Origin of the sequence: Rhodospirillum rubrum ATCC 11170, assembly GCF_000013085.1 — a bacterium.
In the GTDB taxonomy this organism is placed as follows: domain Bacteria; phylum Pseudomonadota; class Alphaproteobacteria; order Rhodospirillales; family Rhodospirillaceae; genus Rhodospirillum; species Rhodospirillum rubrum.
In genome coordinates this window covers 3,462,581-3,488,779 of the sequence record NC_007643.1, presented here as the reverse complement: position 1 = coordinate 3,488,779, position 26,199 = coordinate 3,462,581, and the positions used below count along the sequence as shown (strand labels likewise).

General features: G+C 63.7%; 26 protein-coding genes. 9 read left to right on the top strand and 17 right to left on the bottom strand.

What is annotated here, in order from left to right:
* Window positions 1-9 precede the first annotated feature (9 nt).
* Complete coding sequence (glmS, locus tag RRU_RS15645) at window positions 10-1,833, top strand: glutamine--fructose-6-phosphate transaminase (isomerizing) (protein WP_011390777.1); 1,824 nt, start codon at window positions 10-12, stop codon at window positions 1,831-1,833.
* A gap of 37 nt (window positions 1,834-1,870) precedes the next feature.
* Here the strand turns inward: glmS and RRU_RS15640 are convergent, their stop codons facing one another.
* The 8 genes from RRU_RS15640 to RRU_RS15605 form a co-directional block, all read right to left on the bottom strand.
* Entirely contained in the window at window positions 1,871-3,649 is a 1,779-nt protein-coding gene (locus tag RRU_RS15640; RefSeq protein WP_011390776.1) for an asparagine synthase-related protein, read from the bottom strand.
* A 71-nt stretch (window positions 3,650-3,720) separates the two neighbouring features.
* Window positions 3,721-3,873, bottom strand: a complete 153-nt coding sequence (locus tag RRU_RS15635; protein ID WP_014626496.1) for a hypothetical protein — start codon at window positions 3,871-3,873, stop codon at window positions 3,721-3,723.
* Between the two features lie 162 nt (window positions 3,874-4,035).
* Window positions 4,036-4,902 (bottom strand): sulfotransferase domain-containing protein, encoded by an 867-nt coding sequence (locus tag RRU_RS15630; protein WP_011390775.1) that lies wholly within the window; start codon window positions 4,900-4,902, stop codon window positions 4,036-4,038.
* Window positions 4,895-5,854, bottom strand: a complete 960-nt coding sequence (locus RRU_RS15625) for an HPr kinase (RefSeq protein ID WP_014626495.1) — start codon at window positions 5,852-5,854, stop codon at window positions 4,895-4,897. The genes RRU_RS15630 and RRU_RS15625 overlap by 8 nt, the downstream gene beginning before the upstream one ends.
* A 133-nt stretch (window positions 5,855-5,987) precedes the next feature.
* A complete protein-coding gene (locus RRU_RS15620; RefSeq protein ID WP_011390773.1) occupies window positions 5,988-6,302 on the bottom strand; it encodes a PqqD family protein in 315 nt (104 codons plus the stop codon).
* Between the two features lie 66 nt (window positions 6,303-6,368).
* Entirely contained in the window at window positions 6,369-6,944 is a 576-nt protein-coding gene (locus RRU_RS15615; protein WP_237703779.1) for a 2OG-Fe(II) oxygenase, read from the bottom strand.
* Between the two features lie 47 nt (window positions 6,945-6,991).
* Window positions 6,992-7,450, bottom strand: a complete 459-nt coding sequence (locus RRU_RS15610) for a lasso peptide biosynthesis B2 protein (protein WP_011390771.1) — start codon at window positions 7,448-7,450, stop codon at window positions 6,992-6,994.
* Window positions 7,447-8,220: a hypothetical protein gene (locus tag RRU_RS15605; RefSeq protein ID WP_011390770.1), complete on the bottom strand. Its 774-nt coding sequence runs from the start codon at window positions 8,218-8,220 to the stop codon at window positions 7,447-7,449. The genes RRU_RS15610 and RRU_RS15605 overlap by 4 nt, the downstream gene beginning before the upstream one ends.
* Before the next feature lie 929 nt (window positions 8,221-9,149).
* On the opposite strand from RRU_RS15605, the gene RRU_RS15600 reads away from it, so the two are divergent.
* Window positions 9,150-11,162 (top strand): NERD domain-containing protein, encoded by a 2,013-nt coding sequence (locus tag RRU_RS15600; protein WP_162470627.1) that lies wholly within the window; start codon window positions 9,150-9,152, stop codon window positions 11,160-11,162.
* A gap of 282 nt (window positions 11,163-11,444) precedes the next feature.
* Here the strand turns inward: RRU_RS15600 and RRU_RS20240 are convergent, their stop codons facing one another.
* The 6 genes from RRU_RS20240 to RRU_RS15570 all read right to left on the bottom strand — a co-directional run bounded on the left by RRU_RS20240 (window position 11,445) and on the right by RRU_RS15570 (window position 15,399).
* Entirely contained in the window at window positions 11,445-11,711 is a 267-nt protein-coding gene (locus tag RRU_RS20240; protein WP_158308125.1) for a lasso peptide biosynthesis protein, read from the bottom strand.
* A gap of 66 nt (window positions 11,712-11,777) precedes the next feature.
* A complete protein-coding gene (locus RRU_RS15590; RefSeq protein ID WP_014626493.1) occupies window positions 11,778-12,122 on the bottom strand; it encodes a Spy/CpxP family protein refolding chaperone in 345 nt (114 codons plus the stop codon).
* Window positions 12,123-12,297: 175 nt separating this feature from the next.
* Window positions 12,298-12,561 carry a KGG domain-containing protein gene (locus tag RRU_RS15585; protein ID WP_011390767.1) on the bottom strand — a complete coding sequence of 88 codons (264 nt, stop codon included), beginning with the start codon at window positions 12,559-12,561 and terminating at the stop codon, window positions 12,298-12,300.
* A gap of 286 nt (window positions 12,562-12,847) precedes the next feature.
* A complete protein-coding gene (locus RRU_RS15580; RefSeq protein WP_011390766.1) occupies window positions 12,848-13,198 on the bottom strand; it encodes a general stress protein in 351 nt (116 codons plus the stop codon).
* Between the two features lie 348 nt (window positions 13,199-13,546).
* Window positions 13,547-14,338, bottom strand: coding sequence for a 3-oxoacyl-ACP reductase FabG (gene fabG, locus RRU_RS15575; RefSeq protein ID WP_011390765.1), 792 nt, complete (start codon window positions 14,336-14,338; stop codon window positions 13,547-13,549).
* A gap of 59 nt (window positions 14,339-14,397) precedes the next feature.
* Window positions 14,398-15,399, bottom strand: a complete 1,002-nt coding sequence (locus tag RRU_RS15570) for a phosphotransferase enzyme family protein (protein WP_011390764.1) — start codon at window positions 15,397-15,399, stop codon at window positions 14,398-14,400.
* A 207-nt stretch (window positions 15,400-15,606) separates the two neighbouring features.
* Here RRU_RS15570 and RRU_RS15565 point away from each other — a divergent pair, with 207 nt between their 5' ends.
* From RRU_RS15565 to RRU_RS15550, 4 genes are all read left to right on the top strand, one after another.
* Entirely contained in the window at window positions 15,607-16,755 is a 1,149-nt protein-coding gene (locus RRU_RS15565; protein ID WP_011390763.1) for an ABC transporter substrate-binding protein, read from the top strand.
* Between the two features lie 85 nt (window positions 16,756-16,840).
* Window positions 16,841-17,935: an ABC transporter ATP-binding protein gene (locus RRU_RS15560; protein WP_011390762.1), complete on the top strand. Its 1,095-nt coding sequence runs from the start codon at window positions 16,841-16,843 to the stop codon at window positions 17,933-17,935.
* Between the two features lie 5 nt (window positions 17,936-17,940).
* Window positions 17,941-18,807, top strand: a complete 867-nt coding sequence (locus tag RRU_RS15555; protein WP_011390761.1) for an ABC transporter permease — start codon at window positions 17,941-17,943, stop codon at window positions 18,805-18,807.
* An 11-nt stretch (window positions 18,808-18,818) separates the two neighbouring features.
* Window positions 18,819-19,622 (top strand): ABC transporter permease, encoded by an 804-nt coding sequence (locus RRU_RS15550; protein WP_011390760.1) that lies wholly within the window; start codon window positions 18,819-18,821, stop codon window positions 19,620-19,622.
* Between the two features lie 24 nt (window positions 19,623-19,646).
* Here RRU_RS15550 and RRU_RS15545 read toward each other — a convergent pair whose 3' ends face one another.
* The gene (locus tag RRU_RS15545; protein ID WP_011390759.1) at window positions 19,647-20,354 is read right to left on the bottom strand and encodes a cysteine hydrolase family protein; all 708 of its coding nucleotides are present in this window, start codon (window positions 20,352-20,354) and stop codon (window positions 19,647-19,649) included.
* A gap of 110 nt (window positions 20,355-20,464) precedes the next feature.
* Between RRU_RS15545 and RRU_RS15540 the strand changes: the two genes are divergently transcribed.
* Complete coding sequence (locus RRU_RS15540) at window positions 20,465-21,259, top strand: DeoR/GlpR family DNA-binding transcription regulator (RefSeq protein ID WP_011390758.1); 795 nt, start codon at window positions 20,465-20,467, stop codon at window positions 21,257-21,259.
* Window positions 21,260-21,269: 10 nt separating this feature from the next.
* On the opposite strand, the gene RRU_RS15535 is transcribed toward RRU_RS15540, so the two are convergent.
* Window positions 21,270-22,601 (bottom strand): aspartate aminotransferase family protein, encoded by a 1,332-nt coding sequence (locus RRU_RS15535; protein WP_011390757.1) that lies wholly within the window; start codon window positions 22,599-22,601, stop codon window positions 21,270-21,272.
* 334 nt (window positions 22,602-22,935) lie between these two features.
* Here RRU_RS15535 and RRU_RS15530 point away from each other — a divergent pair, with 334 nt between their 5' ends.
* On the top strand, window positions 22,936-23,247 hold the full coding sequence (locus RRU_RS15530; RefSeq protein WP_011390756.1) for a YkgJ family cysteine cluster protein: 312 nt from the start codon (window positions 22,936-22,938) through the stop codon (window positions 23,245-23,247).
* A 1-nt stretch (window position 23,248) separates the two neighbouring features.
* Here RRU_RS15530 and RRU_RS15525 read toward each other — a convergent pair whose 3' ends face one another.
* Window positions 23,249-23,842, bottom strand: coding sequence for an SOUL family heme-binding protein (locus RRU_RS15525; protein ID WP_011390755.1), 594 nt, complete (start codon window positions 23,840-23,842; stop codon window positions 23,249-23,251).
* A 229-nt stretch (window positions 23,843-24,071) separates the two neighbouring features.
* Between RRU_RS15525 and RRU_RS15520 the strand changes: the two genes are divergently transcribed.
* Window positions 24,072-26,135: a PhoX family protein gene (locus RRU_RS15520; protein WP_011390754.1), complete on the top strand. Its 2,064-nt coding sequence runs from the start codon at window positions 24,072-24,074 to the stop codon at window positions 26,133-26,135.
* Window positions 26,136-26,199 lie beyond the last annotated feature (64 nt).

Below are 26,199 nucleotides of genomic sequence, written 5' to 3'. Positions count from 1 at the left end.
GCTCCACCCATGTGCGGCATCATCGGCATTATCGGCGTCAAGGACGTGGTTCCCTCGTTGATGGAAGGCCTGAGGCGGCTGGAATACCGGGGCTATGATTCCACCGGCATCGCCACCCTGGTCGATGGCGTCATCGATCGCCGCCGGGCGCAGGGCAAGCTGGGCAATCTGGAAAAGCGCCTAGTCGAGGCGCCGCTGGCCGGCATCATCGGCATCGGCCATACGCGCTGGGCCACCCATGGCGTGCCCAATGAGGTCAACGCCCATCCCCACGCCAGCGCCAAGGTGGCGGTGGTTCATAACGGCATCATCGAGAACTTCGTTGCCCTGCGCGATCGCCTGCTGGCCAAGGGCCATGTCTTCGCCACCGCCACCGATACCGAGGCGGTCGTCCATCTGATCACCGAGTACCTCGATGAGGGTCTGAGCCCGGAAGAGGCGGTGGGCAAGGCGATCGGCGAGCTGGAAGGCGCCTTCGCCCTGGTCATCCTGATCGCCGGCGAGGAAAACCTGCTGTTCGCCGCGCGCAAGGGCAGCCCGCTGGCCGTGGGCTATGGCGACGGCGAGATGTTCCTTGGCTCGGACGCCCTGACCCTGGCGCCGCTCACCCGGCGCATCGCCTATCTGGAAGATGGCGATTGGGTGCGGGTGACCCGCGAGGGCGCGGTGTTCCGCGATGTCAGCGGCGCCATCGTCGAGCGCAAGATCCATCTGTCGTCGGTTTCGGGGGCGATGATCGGCAAGGGCGGCCATCGCCACTACATGCTCAAGGAAATCTACGAGCAGCCGCAGGTGATCGGCGACACCCTGAACGCCATGTTCAATCCGGTCGAACGCACGATCACCCTGCCGCCGCTGCCCTTCGCCCTCGATGATGTGGAGCGGGTGACGCTGATCGCTTGCGGCACCTCGTCCTATGCGGCGATGGTCGCGCGCTATTGGATCGAATCCATCGCCCGCGTGCCCGTCGATCTCGATGTCGGCAGTGAATTCCGCTACCGCGATCCGCCGCTGCAAGCCGGCGGGCTGGCGCTGTTCATCAGCCAGTCGGGCGAGACCGCCGATACCTTGGCCGCGCTCCGCCACTGCAAGGCCAAGGGCCTGCGCTGCCTGTCGATCGTCAATGTGGCCGAAAGCACCATGGCCCGCGAATCCGACGCCGTGCTGACCACCCTGGCCGGTCCCGAGATCGGCGTCGCCTCGACCAAGGCCTTCACCACCCAATTGGTGGTTCTCGCCTGCCTGACCATTGCCCTGGCCCGGGCCAAGGGTCAACTTGATGCCGATGGCGAGGCGCGGCTCTCCAAGGGGTTGACCGAGGTGCCGGCGCGCGCCGCCGAGATCTTGAAATACGACGAGGACCTGCGCGCCATCGCCCAGACCGTGGCCGAGGCCCGCGACGTGCTCTATCTGGGGCGCGGCACCGCCTTCCCCATCGCCCTGGAAGGCGCGCTGAAGCTCAAGGAAATCAGCTATATCCACGCCGAGGGCTATGCGGCGGGCGAAATGAAGCACGGCCCCATCGCCCTGATCGACGAAACCGTGCCGGTGATCGTCATCGCCCCATCGGATGGCTTGTTCGACAAGACCGCCTCGAACGTCCAGGAGGTCGTCGCCCGCGGCGGCAAGGTGATTTTCCTGTCCGATAGCGAGGGCAATCGCCGTCTGGGCGTCACCCCGGCCTTTTCAGTGGTGCTGCCCGCCGTCGATCCCTTCGTCGCCCCGATCCTCTATGCGATCCCGGTCCAGCTTCTGGCCTATCACGTCGCCGTCATCAAAGGCACCGACGTGGACCAGCCGCGCAATCTGGCCAAGAGCGTGACGGTCGAATAGGGCGCGTCGCCGGGGCGGGGGTGGTGGCGGGGAGGGGTCAGTTGGTCCCCTCGACCCAGGCGATGTAGGCGCCGACATTCAGCGCCTCTTGCATCATCACCTGCAAGCCGACGCGCTCGGCCTCGGCGGCGGCGGTGGTCTCTGGCCAGTCGGCGATCCGGCGTTTCAGGCGCTCGACGTCGATCAGGCGGCTGGCGGTCGGCGAGCGCTCCAGGCGGTCCACCTGCTCGGCCAGGGAGGGGCGGGCCCGGCTTAGGTGGGCGAACCATTCGGGATGCTGGTAGCCGCGCCGGCGATTGTCCGTGACCATCGCCGGAACGCCCGCCGCCCGCAGCAGGCGGCGCGACAGCCAGCGGGTGGTGCCGTCGCGCAGATACTGATCTTCCGGAATGGCGAGACAAAACTCGACCAGCCGCAGATCGGCCAGGGGGGCGCTGTTGTCGATGCCCTGGAAGCCGCGCAGGCTGTTCATCCCGTCGGGGCGGCGCGCCCGGTTGCGGCAGAGGGCGGCGATGCGGAAGCGGCGGCTGTCGGGCGACAGGATGAAGGACGGGTCGTTCCCCCGCTGCCGCAGCCGCTCGGCCATGTCGAACCGCCGCAGCGTCGCCGGGGTAAGGCCGCAGGCGGCCAGCAGATCCCCTTCGTCGAACCGGCGCCCGACCAGGGGCTGGAGCAGGGAACGCCAGGTCAGGCCGGCCAGCCGGCGCGGATGGCCGCGCGAGGTCAGCAGCAATTCGCGGGTCAGGCGCAGCCAGCGTCCCCGCTTGAACAGGCAGGGCAGGCCGCGCAAGCCGTCCCAAGTCAGGCCGAGGTTGCCGACCGCTCCGGTCAGGTAGCTGGTCGCCCCCAGCGCCGCCGCTCGGCGGGCCGCTTCATTCAGCCACAGGACGTTGCCGGCCATGCGATAGGGCGCGGCGCCGGCGACGGTTAGCGACCAGTGTTCCGGCGCCCAATCGGTCGTCGGGGAGGGGGACAGGAATTCCGGGCGCAGGCCGGGGAAGGCCGCCGCCAGGGCCTCGACATAAGGCCGTTCATCGACATGGCCCGCCGTCGGCGCCGTCGGCACTCCCGGTTCGGGGACGGCCGTCAGGAAGGGAACGCTCGGCGCATGGCGCAGGGCCGCCACCGCCAGACAGGCGCTGTCCAGGCCGCCGCTGCCCATGATGGCGATCTTTTCCTGCCGCATCCGGTCGGCCACCGCCCGATCGAGCAGGTCACGGGCATGGTCGACATAATCCCCGTCCTTGGCCAAACGGATGCGGCGTTCCGGGTCGAAGCGATGGAACCGGTGATGGTCAATGCCGCGCGCGCTCAGCAGCACGCGGGCGCCGGGGCGGACCTTGCGGATGTCGCGATAAAAGGTCGCCTCGTCATCTCCGTAATTCAGGGCGAGATGGTCGGCGACGAACACTTCGTCGATTGCGCGCGGCACGCCCGGCATGGCCAGCAGATCGCGCAGGCCGGTGGCGAACACCACGCGGTCCGGGCCGCGCCAATAATAGACGGTGCGCATGCCCATAGCGTCGCCGGCCAGCATCAACCGGCGTTCATCGCCAAACCAGGCGGCCAGCGCGAAATCGCCCAACAGATGGGCGGCGGCATCCATGCCCCAGCGCTCCACCGCTCGCGCCGCCAGATCGATATCGGCGAGGTCGCGGCCCGCCGGCAGGTCGAGGGCGGCAGCGCTGGTGTGGCGGTCGTCCAGCCGGCCGGCAAGGGCCACCCGCCACCGCCCCTCGCGGATCGGTAGGAAGCCGCAAAGCCCAGCGCCGCCATCCTGGCGATCGAATACGACATGGCCCGCGAAGCCGTTCATCGGGCCTCCGTCAGGGCGGGGCGAGAAGCCGTCCCCCTCACCCGAACCCGCCGCTCAGCGATAGCGGCCGCTCAGCTTGTCGAGCCATTGCCGTCGGCGTGAGGCCCCGACGTCGTGACCGTGCCCGATTCCACGTCGAGGATGGCGAAGGTCGGCCGGTGCCAAACGGGAAGCTTGGTTTCGTCTTCCAGCTCGACGGGATCGGAAGTCTTTTGCTCGTTCATGAGGATCTCCGTCTACGATCGTCGGATTGATTGCGTGCGGCAGGGAGGAAAGCCGATATCCCCGCCGTCCGCCAACAGGGCGCGCAAGCGCGCCGGCCCAGGGGGGCGCGGGGCCCATGGTAGCATTGTCCCGGGCGGCGGGCGCTGGAAATTCAGCCTGTGTCACCGGCCGCCGGTTTCGCGGTCATAGCCGAATCGGCCCATTACCGGGCCGTGATCGGCGAGGATGCGCGCGGCCTGCGCCGGTGCCAAGTCGCGGCGCCAGCCGCCGGCCACGCCTTGGCGGAAAAATGGCGCGGTGGAACCGACCTGCCGTTCCTTGAAACCCCGCGCCATCTCCTGCGCCCGCAAGGTCTCGAACCGCGTGGCGTCGATGGCGGCCTTGATGGTCCGGGGGGCATGGGCGATCCCCAGATGGTCGGCCACCGCCCGCAGCCCCCGCGCCGGATCGGTCAACAGGTCTTCATAGCGCAGCGGCAGAACGGGGATGTCCGGCTGGTCCAGCCAGGACAGGACATGGCCCGACCAGTCGCCCAGGGGCTGCGCCAGTTGCCGCCGGTGACGGTTGCCGGGCGCCGATAGGATCGCCGCCGGATCGGCCAGGGTGGCGATGGCCTCGTCCAGGGTCGAGCCGCGATGATGGGCGAAGGAGAGGGCGACGTCGCGGGGGTCGCGCACCAGATAGACGGCGCCCCGGCTGACCGGAGCCGGGAAGACCGCATCGCCGGACGGCGTATGCCAATACCGGTCGTGAACCTTGCGCAGCTTGAGGCCCGGTCCCGTTTCAACGGCGATGGCCCTGTTCAGCGCCGGGCGGACCGCCATCCGCTCCTCGGGGAACAACTCGCTGGAGTCCACCCCCAGCAGTTCGTCGAACTCGACATGGCTGGCCGTGCCGGCCTCGTTGCCGATGGCGTTGATATCAATGGCCTGACCGCCGCGCATCAGGCTGAGCAGCATCAGGCGCAGCCAAGTGTTGCCCGATTTCGGATAGGAGACGATCCAGGCGATCGCCGCCCCGTCAGTCATCGGCCGCGTCCCGCCCCTTGGCGACGACGGTCGAGGCGATAAGATCGGCCAGCAGCGACGGATCGACGGGGCCGTCGGGACGACTCATCTGATAAAGGGGAACCAGCGCCGCCAGCCGCACCAGATCCTGGAACAGCCCCACCCGGCGGTCCAGGCGTCGGCCGAGGCGGGCGCGGTAGACCAGATCCTCGATCGGCGTGATGGCGGCATGTCCGGTCAGGCGGCTAAGGACGGGCGCTTCCAGCCGGTTGTCGATGCCGATGCGGACCACGGCCCCCAGGGGCTTGGGCGTCCCCTCCGCCCCCCGGGCGGCCAGCACCCGCTTGGGATGATCGGGACGCCCCGTTTGCAAATCCCCTGGCGACAGCCCGAGCAGGTCCGCCGCGTCGGGCCAAAGCCGGAGGCGGGGCGGGCCGGGGACGACCAGGGCCTTGGTCTCGTGGAAGACGACCGGGCAGACATCGTCGGTGACGACCTCATGCCCGCGCATCGACAAAAGGCCGGCCAGCGTGGATTTCCCCCGTCCCGACACGCCGGCCATGGCGACGGCGACATCGCCGATCATGACGCAACTCGCATGCAGCGGCAGCACGCCGCGCTGATGCAAGACGGCGCCGGCGCCCACGCTGAACAAGAAGGTCTCGATGACGCCGGTTGCGGCGTCGCTGTCTTGGTCCAGGGTCACATGGCGGCCGTCCCGAATCAGGAAGGCCAGGATACCGGGAATGCGGATGAGGACGGCGCCGTCGGCGGCGATCTCGACGAAAGGGCTGGCCCAGACGGCGTCGGGCAGCCGGTCGGGCACCCAGCCGCGCCGCAGCGTCAGGTCTGGCGCGCCGTTCTCGGCCAGGATCGGCAGCGAGGGCAGGGGAACCTCCGTCCGCAGCCGATAGCCATAGAACAGCCGATCCTCGTCCCGCCCGGGCGCAGGGGGGGTGGGCAAGGTCGACATCGGGGCTGGCCTTGCCCGCCGGGAGAGGCGACCAGAAAGGGGGGTACCGGTTTTCCGCGTCATCGCCGCCCTAATCTTAGGGGATCTCGCTCAAAGTCGCCGCGTTAAAAGTCCTGCTTTAACGGGGTGTGCTTTACGGGTCGCTCAGCGGCGCGGCATCGAGCACCTCGATCAGGTCCAGGGCGCGCAGGTCCTCCAGGAAGGCCACGACGTCGGCGCTCATCGTGGCCGGATCGCCCTGATACCGCCGCCCCAGGTCATCGCAGAGCTGGCGGACCGTTCGCGGTTGTTCCAGAAGCGTCCACAGCACCGACCCGATATCGTCCAGCCCCACATACTGACCCCGGATCAATCCCATGACGATCACCTCGCCATCGACCGCCGCGGTAACCTGTTCAGGGTGCCAGCCGACAAGGGAGCCAGGCGTCAAGGGCTCGGGGGTCGTCATGGACAAGGGTTTCGCTTTCCTGGTTGGAGCCGAGGGGGGCCTGTCATCGCGGCCTTTTATCAACGCTTAGCGGTGGATCCAGATGTTTACGGCGAAGCGCCGGTCGGCGAAGGCGCCCCCCGGACATGTCAGGCGTTGCACCGAATGCGGGGCGAACGACGGGAAGGCGGCGAGCAGGTTGTGATCGGGCGCTATGTCGCGGATCGCCGCGCCCCCCAGGGCGTGGAGACGCAGGGCGCCGCCGGCGAACCGCCGGGGCCGGCGGTGTAGATACAGCACCAGCGTCAGGATACGGGGGTTGGGGCGCTTGTTCACCACCACGAAGGTATCGATATGCTGTTGGAAATGGGCCCCGTCGCCATGGGCGGCCAGTTCGATCTCGACTCGGCTGGCGGTGAAGGCCGGTATGCCAAACAGGGTCTCGAGCAGGGGCTTGGCGGCCAGGGCGGCTTCCGTCACCCTCTCCTGGAAGGGCCCCAGATGCTCCAGCACCGAAACTTGCCGGATGGTCTCATCGACCGTGAGCCTGCCGCTTTGCATGATCGAGCCCGGCTGAAAACGGGCCTCGTTGGCGATGGCATGGTCGAGCAAGGCGTCGGCAAGGTCCGGCGGCAGCCAGTCCGCCTGCGTATGGTAAGGCAAGAGCAGACCGCTTGCGGCCGGCGGCTCGGCTGTCGGGAGGGCCGAGGTCACGTGACGAACACGGAGATCGGTTGGTACTGCGACATCTGTTGCTCCCCGGTCACGACCTCCCCCTGGCATCGTGTCCAGGCATGGGCGATGATATTTCCGTCCTGATCGCGTGTCACGCCGAAATGGACCTGGGCGGCATGGCCACGACGGCGCAGCATGAGGGCGGCGGCGACGGCCTGCTGCAGGCAGACGGCGCGGAACGGGGCGATCGCGGCGGCGCGGCGTACCGCGGCGCCGACAAGAAGAACGCTGGGCGTCGCCGGGGTTTCCTCGGCCTCGCCCCCCATCCTCCCGGTCCCGCGGTCCAGCCGCAATCCCAGCCAGCGCATGGCGATGCGGAAGGGCAACAGGGCCAGAACGGCCCGGCTGACCGCCAGCATGGCCAGCCCTTCGACGGCCAGCCAGCGCTCGGCCGCGGGCAAAGACAAGCCGCGACGCAGTCTGCGCGCGGTCATGGCGTCCCGTCGTCTGGCGTCACGGTCGCGGCGTAGCGAACGACGGCCGGATAAAGCCGACGCCCCCCGGTGAAATCCAGATAGCTGTCGTCTCCCAGGCGATAGGCCTCCCTGATCCAATGGGCCAGGGTTTGCTGCACCCGGATACGGGTGGCGGGCGGCGAAGGCTCTAGGCGGATGCGGCTGAACAGCGCCGCCTCCAGCTCGGCTTGGTCAGGCTGGACCGTGAAGCGGTCGGACGGGCCGCAATGGACCTCGTACTCCGTGCAGCCGCGCTTGATGAAGACCGTGACGGCATCCCCCAGTTTGGGATGGCGGTCCACCGCCTGGCGAACGGCCCGGTGGGCGGCGCGGGCGGCCTCCAACCCGTGCACATAGAAATAGCCGCCATAGAGGCCCGAGGTATAGGCCGAGGCGGCGTCCAATCCACACTTGTAGGTATAGGGCAGGGCATGGCTGACGGTGTGCAGGGCGATCAGTTCGCGCAGGCTGCGCGGCACGACCTTCACCTTGAAGCAGGTCGCGCAGCCCGCCGGCACCTGCCGCTTCCGATAGACATGGTTGAACATGACGCCCATGTGGAAACGGCAGTTCCGGCTGGCGTCCCGCTGTTCCCGGATCCAGTTCGATGGGGTGGCGTCGGTAGGCGGGCGCAGCCAGACGCCATCCTCCCCCGGGCGCAGGGTCCCGGCGGCGACAGCCTCGGCAAGGCTGTCGGCGACGCTGCGGTCGGCGACGATGCGGGTTAGCACATCCCGGGGATCAGTCATGGGCGGGCCGCCCCCGTCCCGGGGCGGCGTGTCGCCCGCATGATGGGCACCCCGCACATCGTCTCTGGCCGCTTCCCAGGCATCATCCACCAAAACGGCTAAGCTAAACGGCTAGGCCAAACGGCTAAGATTGTCCGTATCCCCGCCATCGTACGGTGGGCGGCGGATCAGTGGCAAGCCGCTCGCTGTAATGCCGAGAGGCTCCGCCTCTCGGCGCTCTCCGCGAAGGGCCAATGGCCCTTCGGACCCGGATTAAGGTCGCGGATGGCCTGATCCCGGGCGACACCGCCCATTCGGCCGTTGGCGTCATGGCCGAGGTTATGATGGCGCACGGCCCGAACGACTGCGGCATAGAGCCTGAAGGGGGGGGGCTTCAAACACGTAGGTCGAGGGCCTGTGGTCCTCCGTAGGTTTATGGCCCCTGCTCTTGAATCCGAGGCCATACGATGCCTCACTCCTCGTGGTCCTGATCCCCGGTCATCCGGGCGGTTCTCCTCCCCGCGCGAATGCTATTAGGCATTGTTGTTTTGATTGAGATGGTTAGATCGGTTGTCACGATTCTCTTAGTCGTGGTTGCTGTTGCGGCCCATGGCTGCTTTCCCTCATACTCATGCAGAGGTTGCAGACAAAGGGTCGCATCACGCCGGTTGACTGTCTCGAAGTTTGTCCGGGGGCAGGTCGGAGGGAATTCGCACAAGGGGGAGTTGGGAGCTTCGCACGCGTAGCCGAGCTTCCTTCGGCAGAGCGCTGACCGTACTCGGCCCCGGAGCGTCGGCCGTGGAGCCGCGCATGTTGACTCCAATATAGGATCATGGGTGTAGCACCTCATGGAGTGCGGTACTTCATCTGGGAAACATTCCAATGCAGGTCAATCTAGGTGATCTGTCATACAAGGCTTGGTAATTCTAAATTTTAATAAGGATATGTTTATGAGTGGCGGCACCAATAAAAGGTATCAGAGTTTTTTAGACGCAATAAAGCATTACGATATTTCTAAAGCTGTCGCAAATTTAGAGTTTCTAAGTACAGAAGACATTAAAAAAGCGATTGATATTCAGTTAAGCCGCCCAGGGGCCTTTCAAATTCTCGGAGATCGCAGCAAGAGAGACGATTTTTATAAAAAATTATTGACTGCGCCTGCGCTTATTTACCGTCATGCTGACGCGCAAGCATTCGCCTTGGGCCTTCACAGTAAGATTATGAAGATCGAGCGATGCTTTGATCAAATTCGGGCATCCTTGCCGGAATGCGATATCTCTAAATACCCGGAAGATGTCCAATTCTGGAGCCATATCGAACGCGCAACGCAGGAGCTCCAATATTTGCAGAAAAAATTAGATTCTATAGGCGAGGAATTTTTTAAATCCCGGGCGCCTGTCCTGATTCCACAGGTGATTATAATCGAGGGGCCATCGGGCGAAAAGATCGATGCCGATTCTGCGTTTCACTGTGTCATCGAAAATTTAAGTCTGTCTTTAAAAATGCTTTCCTATGAGTATAATTTATACGTGAATGAAAAGGTGGTCGGCCCTCAGAAGCCAGAGATAACAGATGAGCACATTTATAAATCTGGACCTATTCAATTGTTAGCCAGTTCATGGAGTGCGCTTGAGGATATTGCTAACCGTACATTATTGTTTGGTGGTGAAATCTCAAGCTTTGACGATATTGGAATTTCTCCAGAGAGAAGCCATGAAGCTTTTTTTAAAAAGTTCAAAGATGGAAGTGTTTTTAATCGCGGGGTTACAGAAAGAGAGGTATTCGATCTCATTGCCAATCGCCGGCTTCACGCGTTCCTGCTTCAGTCTGCTTTTTTTTCATCTAGAGATAATCTATGCGGTATCGTCATGGCTGAAGGCGAGAAAGTACCCAATCTTTTAGTTAGGCGTTTTATTTCGATAGATGAAGCACTCGCTCTGGAAGCTCTTCAGGAAATCCTCTCTTACGACATTGTTGAAGACAACGAGCGATACCATGGCCTAACCATGCGAGAGTGGGTGCGAGGTTATTCGTCACTCAAGTTTATGGCGATGTCTAAGCCAGATGATTCTTGTTGGTTAACGTTTGAGAAGCCGGAACTGGAGCAGCATTTTAGAGAATTCGAACTTCCGAAATCTTGCATCCCAGCCTTGATTGGCCATCTGACCTTTGGCAAGGATAGTCGCGATCTCTGGGATTCTCCGCTGATTCGGTCGCAAGGTGACAAGTTCACGATCCTCGTACAGGCATTGAAGGAGAGCAATCTTCCAAACGTAATTCTTTCGAGGTTGGCTTCTCTGACCACTCGATTCAACAGGAAAGGAAAGAGCTTTGAGAATAAAATCATATCATTTTTCAGAAATAAGGGTTATCAATGCGAATCAAAAAAATTTAACATTGACGGTAGTCAATATGAATATGATGCCTTGCTGATAATTGACGATACCATATTTCTGATTGAATGTAAAAACAGGACTATTTCTGGGAATCATGCTGTTCAGGCTTTCCGCTACGCGGAGTTCATCACGGAGACAGTAAAGCAAGTTCAGCGTCTCGAAAAGGGACTTAGGGAGCGGCCTGATATTGTAAAATCAGTTTTCAATAAAGATCTTTCTGAGCTGAAATTAGTGCCGCTTATCATAAATTCATTGACATATTCGAGGCCCCCTATTGAGGGGGTTTACATTTCTGACTTCTCTGCAATAAGAAAATTCTTCGACAAGGAAATCTCGCGGTGGGTGAAGAAAGATGACGTATTTGTTAAAGGGGAGGTCATGCACCAGATGTGGGTTGGTGAGCACCCAACTGCCAAAGAATTTCTGGAATATTTATTGTCTCCTCCTCAGATAAATTTTTTCATGAAAAATTTGACATACAAAGCCTATCCGCACCCTACTTCCGAAGAGGCGGTGTTCGTCTCTGGTTTTCTGGATATCGACGAAACTGCTGTTGTAGAGAGCTAAGAAAAAGGTTGCCGAAGCCAGTTGATTGGTAATTACCCCGCATGCGCCTGATTGAACTGGGCGGGATGAAGGTTGCTCGTCCACCTTGGCCGGCTTCGGTTGGCCTCGCATTTAGTGTGATACTTTTAGTGTGATACTTTCGCGTCACGTATGGCTTCCGATGCAGTCGGTCTATTGGCACTAGTATGAAACATTAGGTGTATGGTCCCTAGCTGCACCATCGAATCTTCCCTACGACGAAAAATAAAGTGGTTGGACGTGGTGCCGTATGACGCTATCGCGTCACTGCATAGGCGGAAGTGAACCCGTTTGCGATCGGCGATTCGGGTGTCGGGGGTATTGATGAGGGCGAGCTTCCGTGACGAAGAAGGGGATCGGTCGGTATCGCGCGATACCTTGTCCCCCGGTTATCCCTTTTCCCTGGCATCGCGTCCATGCATGGGCGGTCATAGGTCCGTCCTCATCGCCTGTCACGCCAAAAGGAACCTGGGCCTTATGACCGTGGCGACGTGGCGCGCCGCGTCGCTCCCGCTCCGGCTTGCCTAGCATCAGCCCTTTGGCGGGCAGCTCTCTCACCCCCATCGTACGGCGGAGCGGTGGCAAGCCGCCAGACCGTTAGCGGGCCGGGCCGTTGGTCAAAGGCAGGGCGGGGGCCTTCTGGTTGAGGATGGTGATTTGGGCGGGCGACAGCACGCCGACCAGCCCGTCGCGGGCTTTTTGCAGATCGGTCCGCAGGTCGACGGTGGCATCCCAGTGGGCGCTGCGCATATCCATCCGCTCGGCCTTGGTCATCGCCAGATCCTGGGTGGAGGCCTGCATGTCGGCCTGGGTGTCGATCAGGGCGGTGAAGGCCTTTTCATAGGTCGCCCATTGGGGTTCCTGGGCGGCGGTGATCCCCAGATCGGTTTTGAGGGTTGGCAGGTTCACGGCGGCCAGGATCCGTCCGGGCCCCATCATCATGGCGTTTCCCTGTCCCCCCGGTCCCATGCCCTGCGCCGAGGCGCCGGCGAGGGGAAGAAGGCAAAGGGCAAGAGTTGAGAAGATTTTAAGAGACGGTCTCATAAGGGTCGCTCCTTCCAAAGGAAGTAAGACGACAAAGAGTATTCTTTCCTATCTTTATCAGAAATGACAATTCTTAATCGACATTCTTGATGCTGGAGCTTTTTCCTCCTTTGCGTCCGGCCTGAACGGCCAGATCGCGATCTTTGGAAAAGCTGCGTTTTTCATCGGGGACATTTTGTCCGCCTTTGCGGCCGGCGCTGGCGGCCAAGGCGTGATCGCGGGAGAAACTGCGCTTCTCATTGGGAACACTTTGACCGCCCTTACGGGCGATATGGCGCTGCTTGTCTTCATCCATCGAGGCGAAGCCTCGAGCGGCCGTCTTGTGGAGGGTATCCATCGGACGTCTCCGTGATGATCCTGAAAGTCCGGGTGGCGCGGCGCGCCTTTTCCCGGCAAGATTGCTAACGGATAATCCGCTGCTTTGTTCCCAGAAGAGAGGGAAGACCGTGTTTATTCCAATCCCCGGCAAGTTTTCAGCGGGCTTCTAATGAGAGGAGCGGGCGATCAACGAACGCGCGGTTTAGAACGGCGTGCCTGAAATTTTACTCAGGCCCGCCGCCCTAATATAGGGAGAGCGAAGCAAATCGCCCTCGCGCCATCGTCCGAAACGCTCGGGAGTCGCTCTAGCGATGGTCCGACGACGACTGCCCGCTTGACGAGCCATGAGAAGCCTCGCCGCCCTTGCGGCCCGCTTCGGCCGCCCGTTCCGGATCATTGGCGAAATTGCCGCCCGAGTTCTGGCCACCCTTTTGACCGGCCTGGGACGCCAACTCGTGATCCTTGGAGAAGCTGCGCTTTTCGTCGGGAACGTTCTGTCCCCCCTTGCGGCCGGCTTCCGCCGCCAATTCGTGGTCTTTGGAGAAGCTGCGCTTCTCATTGGGAACGCTCTGCCCACCCTTGCTGGCGATGTCGCGCTGCTTGTCTTCGTCCATCGAAGCGAAGCCACGGCCGGAGGTGTTACGGTTGTCGCTCATCAGAGTTCTCCGTTGATTTTTTAAAGATGCTGGATAAGCGCCTAGGCGCTGCATCTTTCAGCATGGGGGTCAAACGAAAAACGAGACGGGCCGTTCCAAAAATAGGATAAGTTATTTATAGGCGGTCTCTGTTTAGTTAAAGCTTCGCTTGTCGAAAGGTTTCGTTGATCTAAAGTTGAGGTATTATTGTGTTTTGTAGTTTTCTGAACTAATTTTGTTATTTTATTTATTTTACCGATCCGAAAAACAGACTCTCTTCAAGGTGCTGATAAGGGTTGGGGGCGGCCTCGCGTAAAAACGGCTATCGGGCTCGATAGTCCGCCGCCCCCGTCATTTTCCCTCGTGTTTTTAGGGATGGGCCGACATCTCTTCCAGCGCGGCCAGGGATTCGGGCAGGATCTGGCCGCCGTCGATCACCATGCCCTGGCCGGTGACGTAAGCCGCTTCCTTGGTGGCGAAGAACAAGGCGGCATTGGCGATGTCGCTGACCGTGCCCAGGCGGCGCATCGGCACCGAGGCCTCCATCTTGGCGATGTAATCGGCGCCCATATCGGCCAACCCCTCGGTGAAGATATTGCCCGGCATCACGGCGTTGACCGTGATGCCCCAGGGCGCCAGTTCGATGGCGGCGGTGCGCATGAAACCCAATTGGCCGGCCTTGCTGGCGCCGTAATGCGACCAGCCGGGATAGCCGGTGACCGGGCCGGTGATCGACGAGGTCAGGATGATGCGCCCGGCCTCGCTGGCCTTGAGGGCTTCCAGGCAGGCCGACACCGTTAAGAAGGTGCCCTTGAGGTTGGTGTCGATGACGCCGTCGAAATCGGCCTCGGTCATCGTTCCCAGCTTGGCGGCGGGGAAGATGCCGGCATTGGCGCAAAGGATATCGATGCCGCCAAAGGCGGCGATGGCGGCCTCGGCCATCGCCCGGGTCTCGGCGGCCTTGGTGATATCGGCGGCGAAGGCCCGGGCGGTGCCGCCGGCGGCGGTGATTTCGCCAACCACCGCCTCGGCCGCGTCCTGGCCGCGCGCCACCACCAAAACGGCGCAGCCGACCTCGGCGAAGCGCAGCGCGAGGCCGCGACCGATGCCCTTGCTGGCGCCGGTGACGATCACGCTGCGCCCTTGAAGAGAGGTGAACATGGCAAGGGCTCCTGACAGAGGGGGAAAAGGAGAGGGGAGGGGTCGGGGAGTGTGGGGTTTTAGGCCGTTTGCTCAAGCCAGCGCGCCGCCAGGGCCACGGTGCCCTGGGTAAACGTCGTGCCCATCTGGCGGGCGAAGGGGATTTCGGCGTGGGAGGCCAGCCAGGCGGTCAGCAAGATACGGCGCAGAACGATGAAGGTCGGGATCTCGGCCAGTTCCGCAGCCGACAGCGGCGCCACCGCCTGATAACCCTCGACCCAGGCGTCAAGCAGGGCGGGCACGATCGGCTCGTGTTCGATGAAGCTGATGGCGGCGGCGAAATCATAGACGTACCAGCTTAGCCCGCAGTCATCGAAATCGATCACCCGCAGATGGTCGTCCTCGACCAGCAGATTGGCCAGCCGCAGATCGGCATGAACCAAGCCGAAGCGCTCGGGGCCCATGCCCAGGCGGGCGACCCGCCCTTCGATCCTGGCCAGGGCCTGTTCGATCACCGCCGTTCCGGCTTTGTCCAGGCCAAGGCCGGCCCGCCAGGGGCCCCAATAGCCGGCCGGCCCGACCATGGCGTCGAACGTCCAGACCTTGCGGACGAATCCCTTGGGGCGGCGCCAGCGCTTGGCATGGGCATGCATGCGCGCCGTCACCCCGCCTAGAACGCGAAACCAGCCGACCAGATCATCGCCCTGTTCGGGCTCCTTGCCGGCCACCCGTTCGAAGGCGACGGCGTGACGGGCCGGGCCCCCGGCGGGCGAGCGCAGGATCTGCACCGGCTGACCATCGGTTCCGGCGACCAGCGGCGCGGTTTCGATAACCTCCTCCCGGCGCAGGGCCTCGATCCAGGCCAGTTCCGAACGGATCTCCTCGGGCGAGGAATAGCCCACCCGATGCAGGCGGATCACCAGATCGCGGCCGCTCGCCTCGTCGCGCAGCCGAAAGGTGGCGTTTTCCGAAAGATTGAGCAGCGTCACCTCGGTGTGGGGCGACAGGCCCCAGGCGGGCAGGCCGCCCTGAACCATGGCTTGCAGGTCGGCAACGACCTCGGGGGCGTATTCGGCGGCCATCCCAGTCTCTCCGGGTTCGCGGGCAACGGGGCAAGTCACCCTAAAATTCTGTGACTTCCATCATGCTTTGTGGCTTTCATGTTGTAAAGTCCAGATATCGTGATGTAAGTTCCACATATGACGCGGCGTTCGCGGTCCTTTCCACCCCTATAACGCCGCGCTTGTTGGAAGCCCCACACCCTCCCACCCCACCCATGGAGTCCGGGCATGACACAGCTTTCCCGCCGATCGGTTCTTCAGCTCATGGGCGCCGGCGCGCTCGCCGTGGGCGGCCCGCTGGCGCTGGGCCGCAAGGCCTTTGCCGCCGGTCGCGACAAGGACCTCAATATCTTGTGTTGGGAGGGCTATAATTCGGCCCAGGTCCTCGACCCCTTCCGCAAGCTCACCGGGGCCACGGTCAAGGCCGAGTCCTCGACCAACGACCCGACGATGATCAACCGCCTGCGGGCGGGCGAGACCAATGTTTGGGATCTGATCAACGTCAACAATCCCTGGGCGCGCAAGATCCTGTGGCCGCAGAACCTGATCAAGCCGCTGGACCGCGCCGAGTTCGAGCCGTTTTTCGACAAGATGCTGCCCGAGTTCAAGGCGCCCTATCGGTGGGCGATGAGCGACGACGGCAAGGATCTGCTCGGCATGGCCCAGCGCTTCGGGCCGTTCTGCTTTGTCGTCGATACCGACAAGATCAGCCGCCAGACCGCCGAGGATCAGGGCTGGGATCTGTGGAACGACAAGGCCCTGGCCGGGCGCTACGGCATTCAGGAAAGCGATGACTGGAACGTCTTCGGCCTGTTCCTGATCGCCGGCATCAATCCCTTCAAGACCCATACCGAGGCCGAACTGGCCAAATTCGAGGAAACCGCCAAGGCCGTGTTCAAGGGCGCCAAGGTGGTTGGCGACATGGCGAGCATGAATCAGGCGCTGGTGTCGGGCGAGATCGATCTTTACCTGTCGGGCGGCACCTATACGGTCTCGCCGGCGCGGGCCGAGGGCTTAGGCAATCTGCGCGGCATCACCCCCTTGCGCGGGCCGATCGATGGCAAGGGCGGCGTGATGTGGGTTGAAATCACCTCGCAGGTCAATAATCCCCAGCTTTCGCCGTTGGCCGGGCAGTTCCTCAAGCACGTCCAGACCCCCCAGGTCGCCCATACGGTGGCCTTCGCCGAGGGCACCTTCAATCCGATCGCCCAGATGGGCAATCCCGATTGCTTCAAGCTGTTCTCCAAAGCCGAGCTTGACGCCATTCAGTGGGACTCGCTGGCCGAGGAAATGGCCCGCTCGGTCGCCTATGACATCGTGCCCGATTACGACAAGGCGCTCGATCTGATGACCGCGGCCAAACGGGTTCGCGGCTGATCCCGCGCGGCGGGACGGCCCCACCCGTCCCGCCGCGCCGTGCTCTTTTCTTCACGTCTCTGGCCCGCTTGCGGAGTGCCCGCCGATGTCTTCCCCCGCCGTTGCGATACCCACCCCCCGCAAGACCGCCGCCCTGCTTCATCTGTCGCGGGTCCGCAAAACCTTCGACGGACTGAACGCCGTCGATACCATCGATCTGACGGTGCGCGAGGGCGAGTTCTTCACCATCGTCGGCCCCTCGGGCTCGGGCAAGACCACGCTGTTGCGCATGCTGGCGGGCATGGATCGGCCGACGGCGGGCGATATCGTGCTGCGCGGCGTCAGCATTTCCAGCCTGCCGCCCAACAAGCGCCCGACTTGTCTGGTTTTCCAGTCTTTGGCGCTGTTTCCCCATAAATCCGTCGGGCAAAACATCGAATTCCCGCTGAAAATGCGCAAGGTCGGCGCCGAGGCGCGGCGCGAGCGGGCCGAAGAGCTGATGCGCATGGTGCGCCTACCCGAGTCCTATTACGCCAAGAACGTCATGAAGTGTTCGGGCGGCGAGCGCCAACGCGTCGCCCTGGCCCGGGCCTTCGCCTATGACCCGGAAATCCTGCTCTTCGACGAGCCGCTGTCGGCCATCGATTACAAGCTGCGCAAGACCCTGGAGAAGGAGTTGAAGGATCTGCACCGCCAAAGCGGCAAGACCTTCATTTACATCACCCACAGCCTGGAAGAGGCGATGGTGATGTCCGACCGCATCGGCGTGATGCAGGCCGGCAAGCTGGTTCAGGTCGGCACCCCCGAGGAAATCTACATGCGCCCGACCAACCGCTTCGTCGGCGAGTTCATGGGCGAGACCAATGTGCTGCCGGTGCGCTCCGATGGCTATGGCGGCTTCGCCATCGCCGAGTTGCCCGACAAATACAAGGTGGCCGGCCACGGCGAGGCCCTGGAAGGCTTCATTGTGCTGCGCCCCGAATTCGTTCAGTTCGTCGAGGCCCAGCATCCCCCCGAGAACACGCTGCGCGGCCGCATCTGCAACGAGTATTCCCTGGGTTCGCGGGTGCAGTATCAGGTTCAGGTCGGCAAGCGGGTGATCTTGATGGAACAGCCGCGTGGCGCGCTCTGCCCGCCGGGCGATGGCGGCGAGGTGCTGATCGGCTGGAACGCGGCCGATGCCGCCTTCGTGGCGGAGTAAGGGCGATGGAGGCGCGGTCCAAACCCCCTGTGCTGACGGCTGGCGGGCGCTGCTCGTTGCCGGTTCTGACCCTGCTGCTGCTCGGCTTCGTCGCCCCGCTGGTCGCCGTGATCGCCTTTTCCTTTGCCGAGCCCCGCAGCTTCGCCGCCTTTTCCAGCTTCACCCTGGCCAATTACCGCGAGATCTTCGATCCGGCCAATACGGTGTGGATGTCGTTCGCCTGGTCGCTGGGGCTGGCGGGGGTGACGGTCGCCTTGCTTGGCGTTATCACCTATCCGATCGCCCTGGGTCTGGTGCGGGTTTTCGGGCGCTGGGCGCCGGTGATCAGCATTCTGTTCGTCTTCCCGCTGTTTATCTCGGAGAACGTCCGGCTCTATGGCTGGGTGCTGTTCTTCATCAAGAACGGTGTGCTTGACGGCACCTTGCGGCTGCTGGGCGGTTCGGGGCCCGAGGTGCTGTATACCCCGGCGGCCACGCTGTTTGGCATGGTCTACACCTATCTGCCCTTCATGCTGTTTCCCACCGTGCTTGGCCTGTCGTTGCTGCCGCGCGACGTGGTCGACGCCGCGCGCGATCTCGGGGCGAGCCGGCTGCAGGCGTGGTGGGAGGTGGAATTGCCCTTGGCGATGCCGGGCATTCTGATCGGCACGCTGTTGACCTTCGTGCTGGCGGTCGGCGCCGTGGCCGAATCGAAGATCATGGGTGGGCAATCGTTGATCGTCATCACCCACGATATCGAAATCGCCTTCACCTATTCCCAGAACTGGCCGCTCGGCTCGGCTTTGGCGGTGCTGCTGACCCTGATCATCGGCGGCTTGACGCTGTTTGCCCTGTCCAAGCTCGATCTCGACCGCATTCTTGGGCGCAAGTGAGGATTCCGGCCATGGATATCAATCAAACCGACCGCCGCAATCGCGGGCTGCTCTGGGGCTGGACGCTGTTCGTGCTGGTGGTCTTGTATCTGCCGGTGGTGTGCAGCGCCTTGGCTTCGCTGTCGAAATCGCGCTACTTCCTGTTTCCGATCCGCCAGTGGTCGGGGGAATGGTGGCAGAAAACCACCGCGTCGATCGAAATCGGCATGCTGGTCAATACCTCGCTGATGCTGGCGGCGGTGGTAACGGCGATCAGCGTCGTTCTGGCCTTTTTCGGCGCCATGGCCTTCGCCCGCTATGACTGGTCGGGGCGGCGTTTGTTCCAAAAGGCGGTGCTTTTGCCGATCTTCTTTCCCCAGCCGGTGCTGGGTCTGGCCCTGCTGTTGTGGTTCAACGCCATCGGCGTGCCGCTGTCATGGCATACGGCGGTGCTGGCCCATCTGGTGTGGATCACCCCGGTGGTCACCCTGGTGATCGCCATCCAGGTCTATGGCTTCGATCCGACCGTCGAGGATGCCGCCTTCGACCTGGGGGCCAACCGCTGGCAGGTGCTGACCGAGATCACCTTGCCGATCCTGTGGCCGGGCATCTGGTCGGGCATGTTGTTCGCCTTCTTGCTGTCGTGGGGCAATTTCCCGCTGTCGCTCTATACGGCGGGGGCGGACGCCACCGTGCCCGAATGGCTTTATAACAAGATGGTCGCCGGCTATACGCCGATGGTGCCGACCCTGGGCACCATGAGCACCCTGGCCGCCGCCGGCGCCCTGATCCTGGGCGGCTTGGTGATGCGCCTTGTCCAGAAGCGGCGCGCCTGACCGGGCGCGCCCTTCCGTCCGTGGTTACGGCAGATAGCCCAGGACATCGTCGGCGGTCATCACCGCGCAATAGATGCGGTTGATGATCGCCAGTTCCTGGCGGTGCAGGGCGTCGGTGGCGGCGGCGCAGCCATCTTCGACAACGATCACCGAAACGCTTTCATCGGCCAAGCTGCGCACGGTCGACGACACGCATTGATCGGTGAAGATGCCGCAGCAGACCACCTGGGTCACCCCGAGGTTGGTCAGGATCAGCCGCAGATTGGTGCCCGTCAGGGCGCTGTCGGTGGTTTTGGTCACGACGATCTCGTCGCCCAGCGGGCTGAGCTCGGCCAGGATCTGCGAGGCCGGGGCGTCCTTGGGTAGCAGCAGATTGTTCCAGCCGGGCAGTTTCTGGCTGAGCGACCGGTCGCGGCCATCGGTGGTCTGGCAGGCGATGCGGGCGAAGAGCACCGGATGGCCGCCAGCGCGAAAGGCCGCCTGCAGGCGGGCGATGGTCGGAATGACCGTCTCCCCCATGCGCTGGTGAAAGGGCGTCCAGGCGTCGTAAGCGCGCTTTCCGGCGTCATCGAGGCTGGCCCGATCGGGGCGGCTGACATAGACGTTTTGCATATCGATGACCAGCAGGGCGAGCTTGCCGGCTTCGAGAAGCGGATCGTCAGGCGGGGGCGCATCCTGGTAATAGAACGAGCAAAAGGCGGTCTTCCACGCGGGCTGCGGGGCGTCGGACATCAGCGGGGGCTCCAGAAGAGTGGACTTCCCACAGAATAGCGAATTTCCGTGACCGAGTTGCCTCTATTATTGTAGGAAGATCAACATTTTGAGGCGTAAAGGAGTGGATGATGAGCGATAACGGCGCCTCCCCGGCGGGGTCGGGCAAGCTGTCGAAGGCCGGGCGCCAGGAGCGGATCGTGGCCGAGCTGCGGGCGGGACCGACCCTGCGGGTATCGGAGCTGGCGACCACCCTGGGCGTGTCGACCGAGACCATCCGCCGCGATCTCGACGAGTTGGAGGCGCGCGGCCTGATCAACCGCACCTATGGCGGGGCGGTCCGCCCCTTTGGCCCCGAGCCGACCATCCGCGAGCGCCATCAGATGCTGGTCAGCGAACGCGAGATCATCGCCGCCGCCGCCGCCCGCACCATCAGCCATGGCGATGTGCTGATCATCGGCGGCGGCGCCACCACCACCCATGTCGCCCGCCGGCTGGCCGCCGAGAAGCGCGATCTGAAGGTGTTCACCGATTCCTTCGCCGTCGCCACCGTGCTCGCCCCCAATCCCACCGTCGAGGTGTTCTTGTGTCCCGGCCGCTACAACGGCCAGGAGGGCTGCGTCTCGGGGGCCGAGACCATCGATTACATCGGCAAGATCTATGCCAATCACGCCATTTTGGGGGCCACCGGTCTGACCGAGGACGGCCCCAATGACGCCGATATCGACGCCGCCGCCACCTATCGCGCCATGGCCTTGCGGGCGACCGATGTCACCGTCGTCGCCGATCACACCAAATTCGATCGGGCGGCGATTTCGGTCTATTGCCGCTGGCCGGTGATCAGCCGCTTGGTCACCGATCAGCGGCCCGAAGGCGCTCTGCGGTTGATCCTCGAGCGCGCCGGGGTCGAGGTCATCGTTCCCTGAGCGGCCGGGCTCAGGGCGCGATCTCGGTCAATACCTCTTCGAGCGCCGCGCCCAGGATATCGACCTGATCGCGGGTGAAGCACAGCGGCGGGCGGACTTTCAGGATATTGCCGAAGGGACCGGCGGCGCCGATCAGCACATGACGCTGGCGCAGGCCGTTGATGATGGCGCTGGCCAGTTCGGGGCTGGGGGTTTTGGCCTCGGGATCGCTGACCAGTTCGACGGCGTCGAACAAACCGGCGCCGCGCACATCGCCGATCACCGGGAAGCGTTTGGCCAGGGCGCCCAGGCTCTCGCGCAGGTAAGCGCCGACGGCCTCGGCATTGGCCATCAGCCCCTCGCCCTCGATGACGTCAAGGACGGCCGAACCGGCGGCGCCGGCGGCCGGAGAGCCGCCGAAGGTGTTGAAATAGCCGACCTCGGCGCAGAAGGCGTCGAGGATCTCGGGCCGGGTCGCCACCCCGCCCATTGGCAGGCCATTGCCCATCGGCTTGCCCATGGTGACGATATCGGGCGTGACGCCATGGCGCTGGAACCCCCACAGGGCGCTGCCGGTGCGCCCGAAGCCGGGCTGAACCTCATCGGCGATGAACAGGCCGCCGTGGCGGTGGACGACGGCGACGGCCTCGGCCAGGAAACCGGCGGGATCGGCGTAGACGCCATCGCTGGAAAAGATCGAATCGACGAGCAGCGCCGACAATGTGATGCCGTGATCGGCCAGATCGGCGATAGCGGCGGCGACATCGCCGGCGAAGCGGGCGGCCAGGGCCTCGGGGGCGACGCGGTAGGAATCGGGGGCGCGGACCACGCGGACATGGGGGGCGAGGGCGTGATCGCGGGCCGAACTGGGCGAAACCTCGGTCACCGCCGCCGTATTGCCGTGATAGGCGGTCTCGGTGACGATCACCCCCCGGCCGCCGCTGTAGTGGCTGGCCAGACGCAGGGCCAGATCGTTGCTCTCGCTGCCGGTGCAGGTGAAGGTGATATTCGACAGGCTGGGCGGCAGCGTGGCGACCAGCCGCTCGGCGTAGCGATGGATGGCCTCGTTCAGATAGCGGGTATGGGTGTTGATCTTGGCCAACTGGTCGGCGACCGCCGCCACCACATGGGGGTGGCAATGCCCGACCGAGGGCACGTTGTTGTAAACATCGAGATAGCGCTCGCCGGCCTCGTCAAAAAGCCAGCAGCCCTCGGCCCGCACCAGTTCCAGCGGCTTATCGTAGAACAACACCGATGCGGCGCCGAACAGGGCCTTGCGCTTGGCCAGCAACCGTTGAGCGCTGTCGCTCAGGGTGGGGGCGTCGCTCATGTCGAAGGCATTGAGCGCCAGGATCTGTTTCATGGCTTTCCCATTCCCGCTTTGCGGCCGTCGCGGGCGGCGGACGAGCCGCGGCGCCGCGTTTCTAAGGCATGGAACAAAAACGCGAGGATCGCGCCTTTGTCCTGTCGAGAGGGCATTTTGTCCGATCGCGTGTGTGACATGCAACACAATATGTTGGCAATTCCACATATTAATGTTGTACCCCGAAGCATGTTCCGGCGGCAGCGGCGGTTTCGCGCCTTGAATCGCCGGGCAAAACCCGCCAGCATGGGCTTTCGCAAAAGGAGAAATTTGGGCCGCATCTTCCCTTTTTAAGGGAAGATTGGTCCATGGGATCAGTGAGAGTGGCCTTTTAATGCTGGATTGCCGGTTTTGCGGAGCGTGCTGCGCGTTTTCACGGTTTTGGCCGGTGCTGCGGCCAAGCGACCGCCTGGGCGAGGGGGGCATTCCCCCGGAGCTGACCACCGCCGAGGGCGCGCGCATGCTGTGTGAGGGCGACCGCTGCGTGGCCCTTCAGGGAACCCTGGGCGACAGGGTGTCTTGCGCGATTTACGCCAATCGGCCCGAGGCCTGCCAATCCTTCAGCCCCGGCGGCCGCGCCTGCCATCTCGCCCGTCAGGAGGTGGGGTTGGAGGTCCGGGCGTTTGGCCGCCGGGAGGCGTTCTGAGTTATCCCCGTTCGACGGGAACGGCGACCTCGTTGCGGCGCAAGAACGGCAGGCTGAACGGCGGATCATAGAAATAGGCCACCGCCTCGCCGCTGGCGGTCCAGCCGCTGGCGGTCAGGCTTTGGCGCAGCTGCGCCTTGCGCCGGTCGACCTCGATTCCATGGCGGAACCCCGAAAAGCCCAGAACCGCCATGTCCTGGGCGGCGATGTCGCGCAGGGTGACGCGGGGGTCGGAGGGAACCGGCGCGGTTTGGGCGGTGAGGCCGGCGGGCAGGAAGAACTGCAAGGCGGCGCCGGCGCCCGTTGCGACCGGAATGGTCATCGCCAGCCGTTGCGAGGCGCCCCCCACCGCGCCCACCCCGACGGGCTTGGTCATCGGCAGGTTTTGGCGCGCCGTGTTGGCGCCGGTGATATAGGCAAACAGCAAACGGAAGGCGTGGGTCCGCTCGCCCGCGCCGCCACTGTGGCGCGCGGCCACCTCGGCGGCGACGCGGGGGCCGTAATGGCGGATCTCCACGCCGTCGCCCAGGGTGGCGATCACCGTGTAAGCGGGTTCTTCGGTCGATGACCGCTTTCCGAAAACTCTGCAAGCCATGGTCGTGTGATCCTTCCAGCCAAAAGGGTGGATGTGTCGGCGAGGCGGAACGCATCCCTCCCCATACTACGGGCGAACGGGGGGAATGGATGCGCCGCAAGGGTGAAATTCCCGCGCCGCGGCTAATCGTCCCGGTGGAAAATGACCTGAAACTTTAACGGGAAAAACAGACCCCGGCTTTCTATTCTCCCGCCGGACCCTTAGGCCTCGAATCTCCGGGAGAGTGATCATGGACGACCACGACGTACCGTTATCCGTTCGCGCCGCCGATGACCGCGAAAACATCGGCGTCAATCCGACCTCGGGCGCGCGTTTTGATACGATGATGGCGGCGCGCGGTGTCGCGGCGAGCGATGCCCGCGAGAACCTTGGGGTCAATCCCTCGACCGAGCCGTCGATCGACGATCTGGTCGCCGCCCGTTTCGGCCGCCGCGCCGCCTTGAAGGGCCTCTCGGCCGCCGCCACCCTGGCGATGCTGGCCGGAACCGGCGCCGTCGGCGCCCTGTCGCCCCGCTCGGCCCGCGCCGCCACCCCTACGGGCGGATCGTCGCTGACCTTCAAGGAACTGCCCCACGGCTATGACGAAGATCACCATGTGGCCGAAGGCTATCAGGCCCAGGTGCTGATCCGCTGGGGCGACAAGGTTCTGCCCGGCGCCCCGGCCTTCGCTCCCCAGGCCCTGACCGCCGCCGCCCAATCGGCCCAATTCGGCTATAACAACGACTATGTCGGCTACTTCCCCCTGCCGCGCGGCTCGCAAAGCTCCGATCATGGGCTTTTGGCGGTCAATCACGAATACACCGACCGCCAGTTGATGTTCCCGGGCATCGGCCCCGAGGATCAGGACAAGCAGACCAACGAGATGATCGATGTCGAACTGGCCGCCCATGGTCACAGCGTCATCGAGATCAAGCGCGAGGGCGAGCGGTGGTCGGTGGTCGAGGACAGCCCCTATAACCGCCGCTTGACCGCCCTGGCGACGCCCTTCCTGGTCACCGGTCCGGCCGCCGGTCATGACCGCCTGAAGACCAAGGCCGATCCGACGGGAACCCGGGTGATCGGCACGCTCAACAACTGCGCCGGCGGCACCACGCCCTGGGGCACGGTGTTGATCGCCGAGGAAAACGTCCACCAGTATTTCCGCGGCACCGGCGCGGCCACTGCCGAATCGGCCAATTACAAGCGCATGGGCATCACCGACAAGCCGGCCTATGACTGGGCCCGCTTTCACGATCGCTTCGATGTGTCCAAGGAGCTCAACGAAGCCAATCGCTTCGGCTGGATGGTCGAATTCGATCCCTATGATCCGGCCTCGGTGCCCAAGAAGCGCACCGCCCTGGGACGCTTCAAGCACGAGGCGGCGACGACCATCCTCAATGCCGACGGCCGCTTGGCGGTCTATTGCGGCGACGATGAGGCCTTCGAGTACGTTTATAAGTTCATCACCACCGGCAAGGTCGATCCCGCCAATCCGGCGGCCAATGCCGATCTTCTCGATGACGGGGTGTTGTTCGTTGGCAAGTTCAGCGCCGATGGCGCCCTGCGCTGGATCCCGCTGGTTCATGGCCAGGGGCCGTTGACCGCCGCCAACGGCTTTAACAGCCAGGCCGATGTTCTGATCGAAGCCCGCCGGGCCGCCGATCTGCTGGGGGCGACGCCGATGGACCGCCCCGAGGATGTCGAGCCCAATCCGGTGACCGGCACGGTGTTCATGAACCTGACCAACAACACCAAGCGCAAGGATGATCGGATCGATGCCGCCAATCCCCGCGCCGGCAATGGTCATGGTCATGTGATCGAAATGATCCCGCCGGGCGAGCGCGGCAAGCGCGACCATGCCGCCAGCGAGTACACCTGGGATATCTTCCTGCTGGCGGGCAATCCGGCCAATCCCAAGGATGGTGCCCGCTATGGCGCCGGCGGTGTTAGCGAAAGCGGCTGGCTGTCGTGCCCCGACAACATGGCCTTCGACAACCAGGGGCGGATCTGGATCTCGACCGATGGCGCGCCCAAGGCCGGGATCGCCGATGGCATCTGGGCGGCCGATGTGGAAGGTCCGGGGCGGGCGGTCACCCGTCACTTCTACAGCGCGCCGCGCGGGGCCGAGATGTGCGGACCCTGCTTCACCCCCGATAACACCACCTTCTTCGTCGCCGTCCAGCATCCGGGCGACGAGGCCAAGGCCACCTATGAGAATCCGGTCACCCGCTGGCCCGATTTCAAGCCCGATCTGCCGCCCCGGCCCTCGGTCGTCGCCATCACCCGCAAGGCCGGCGGCTTCATCGGCGTCTGACCGGGGGCTAAAGACTCCCGACACCAGGAAAGGGGCGCTCCCGCAGGGGCGCCCCTTTCGCCGT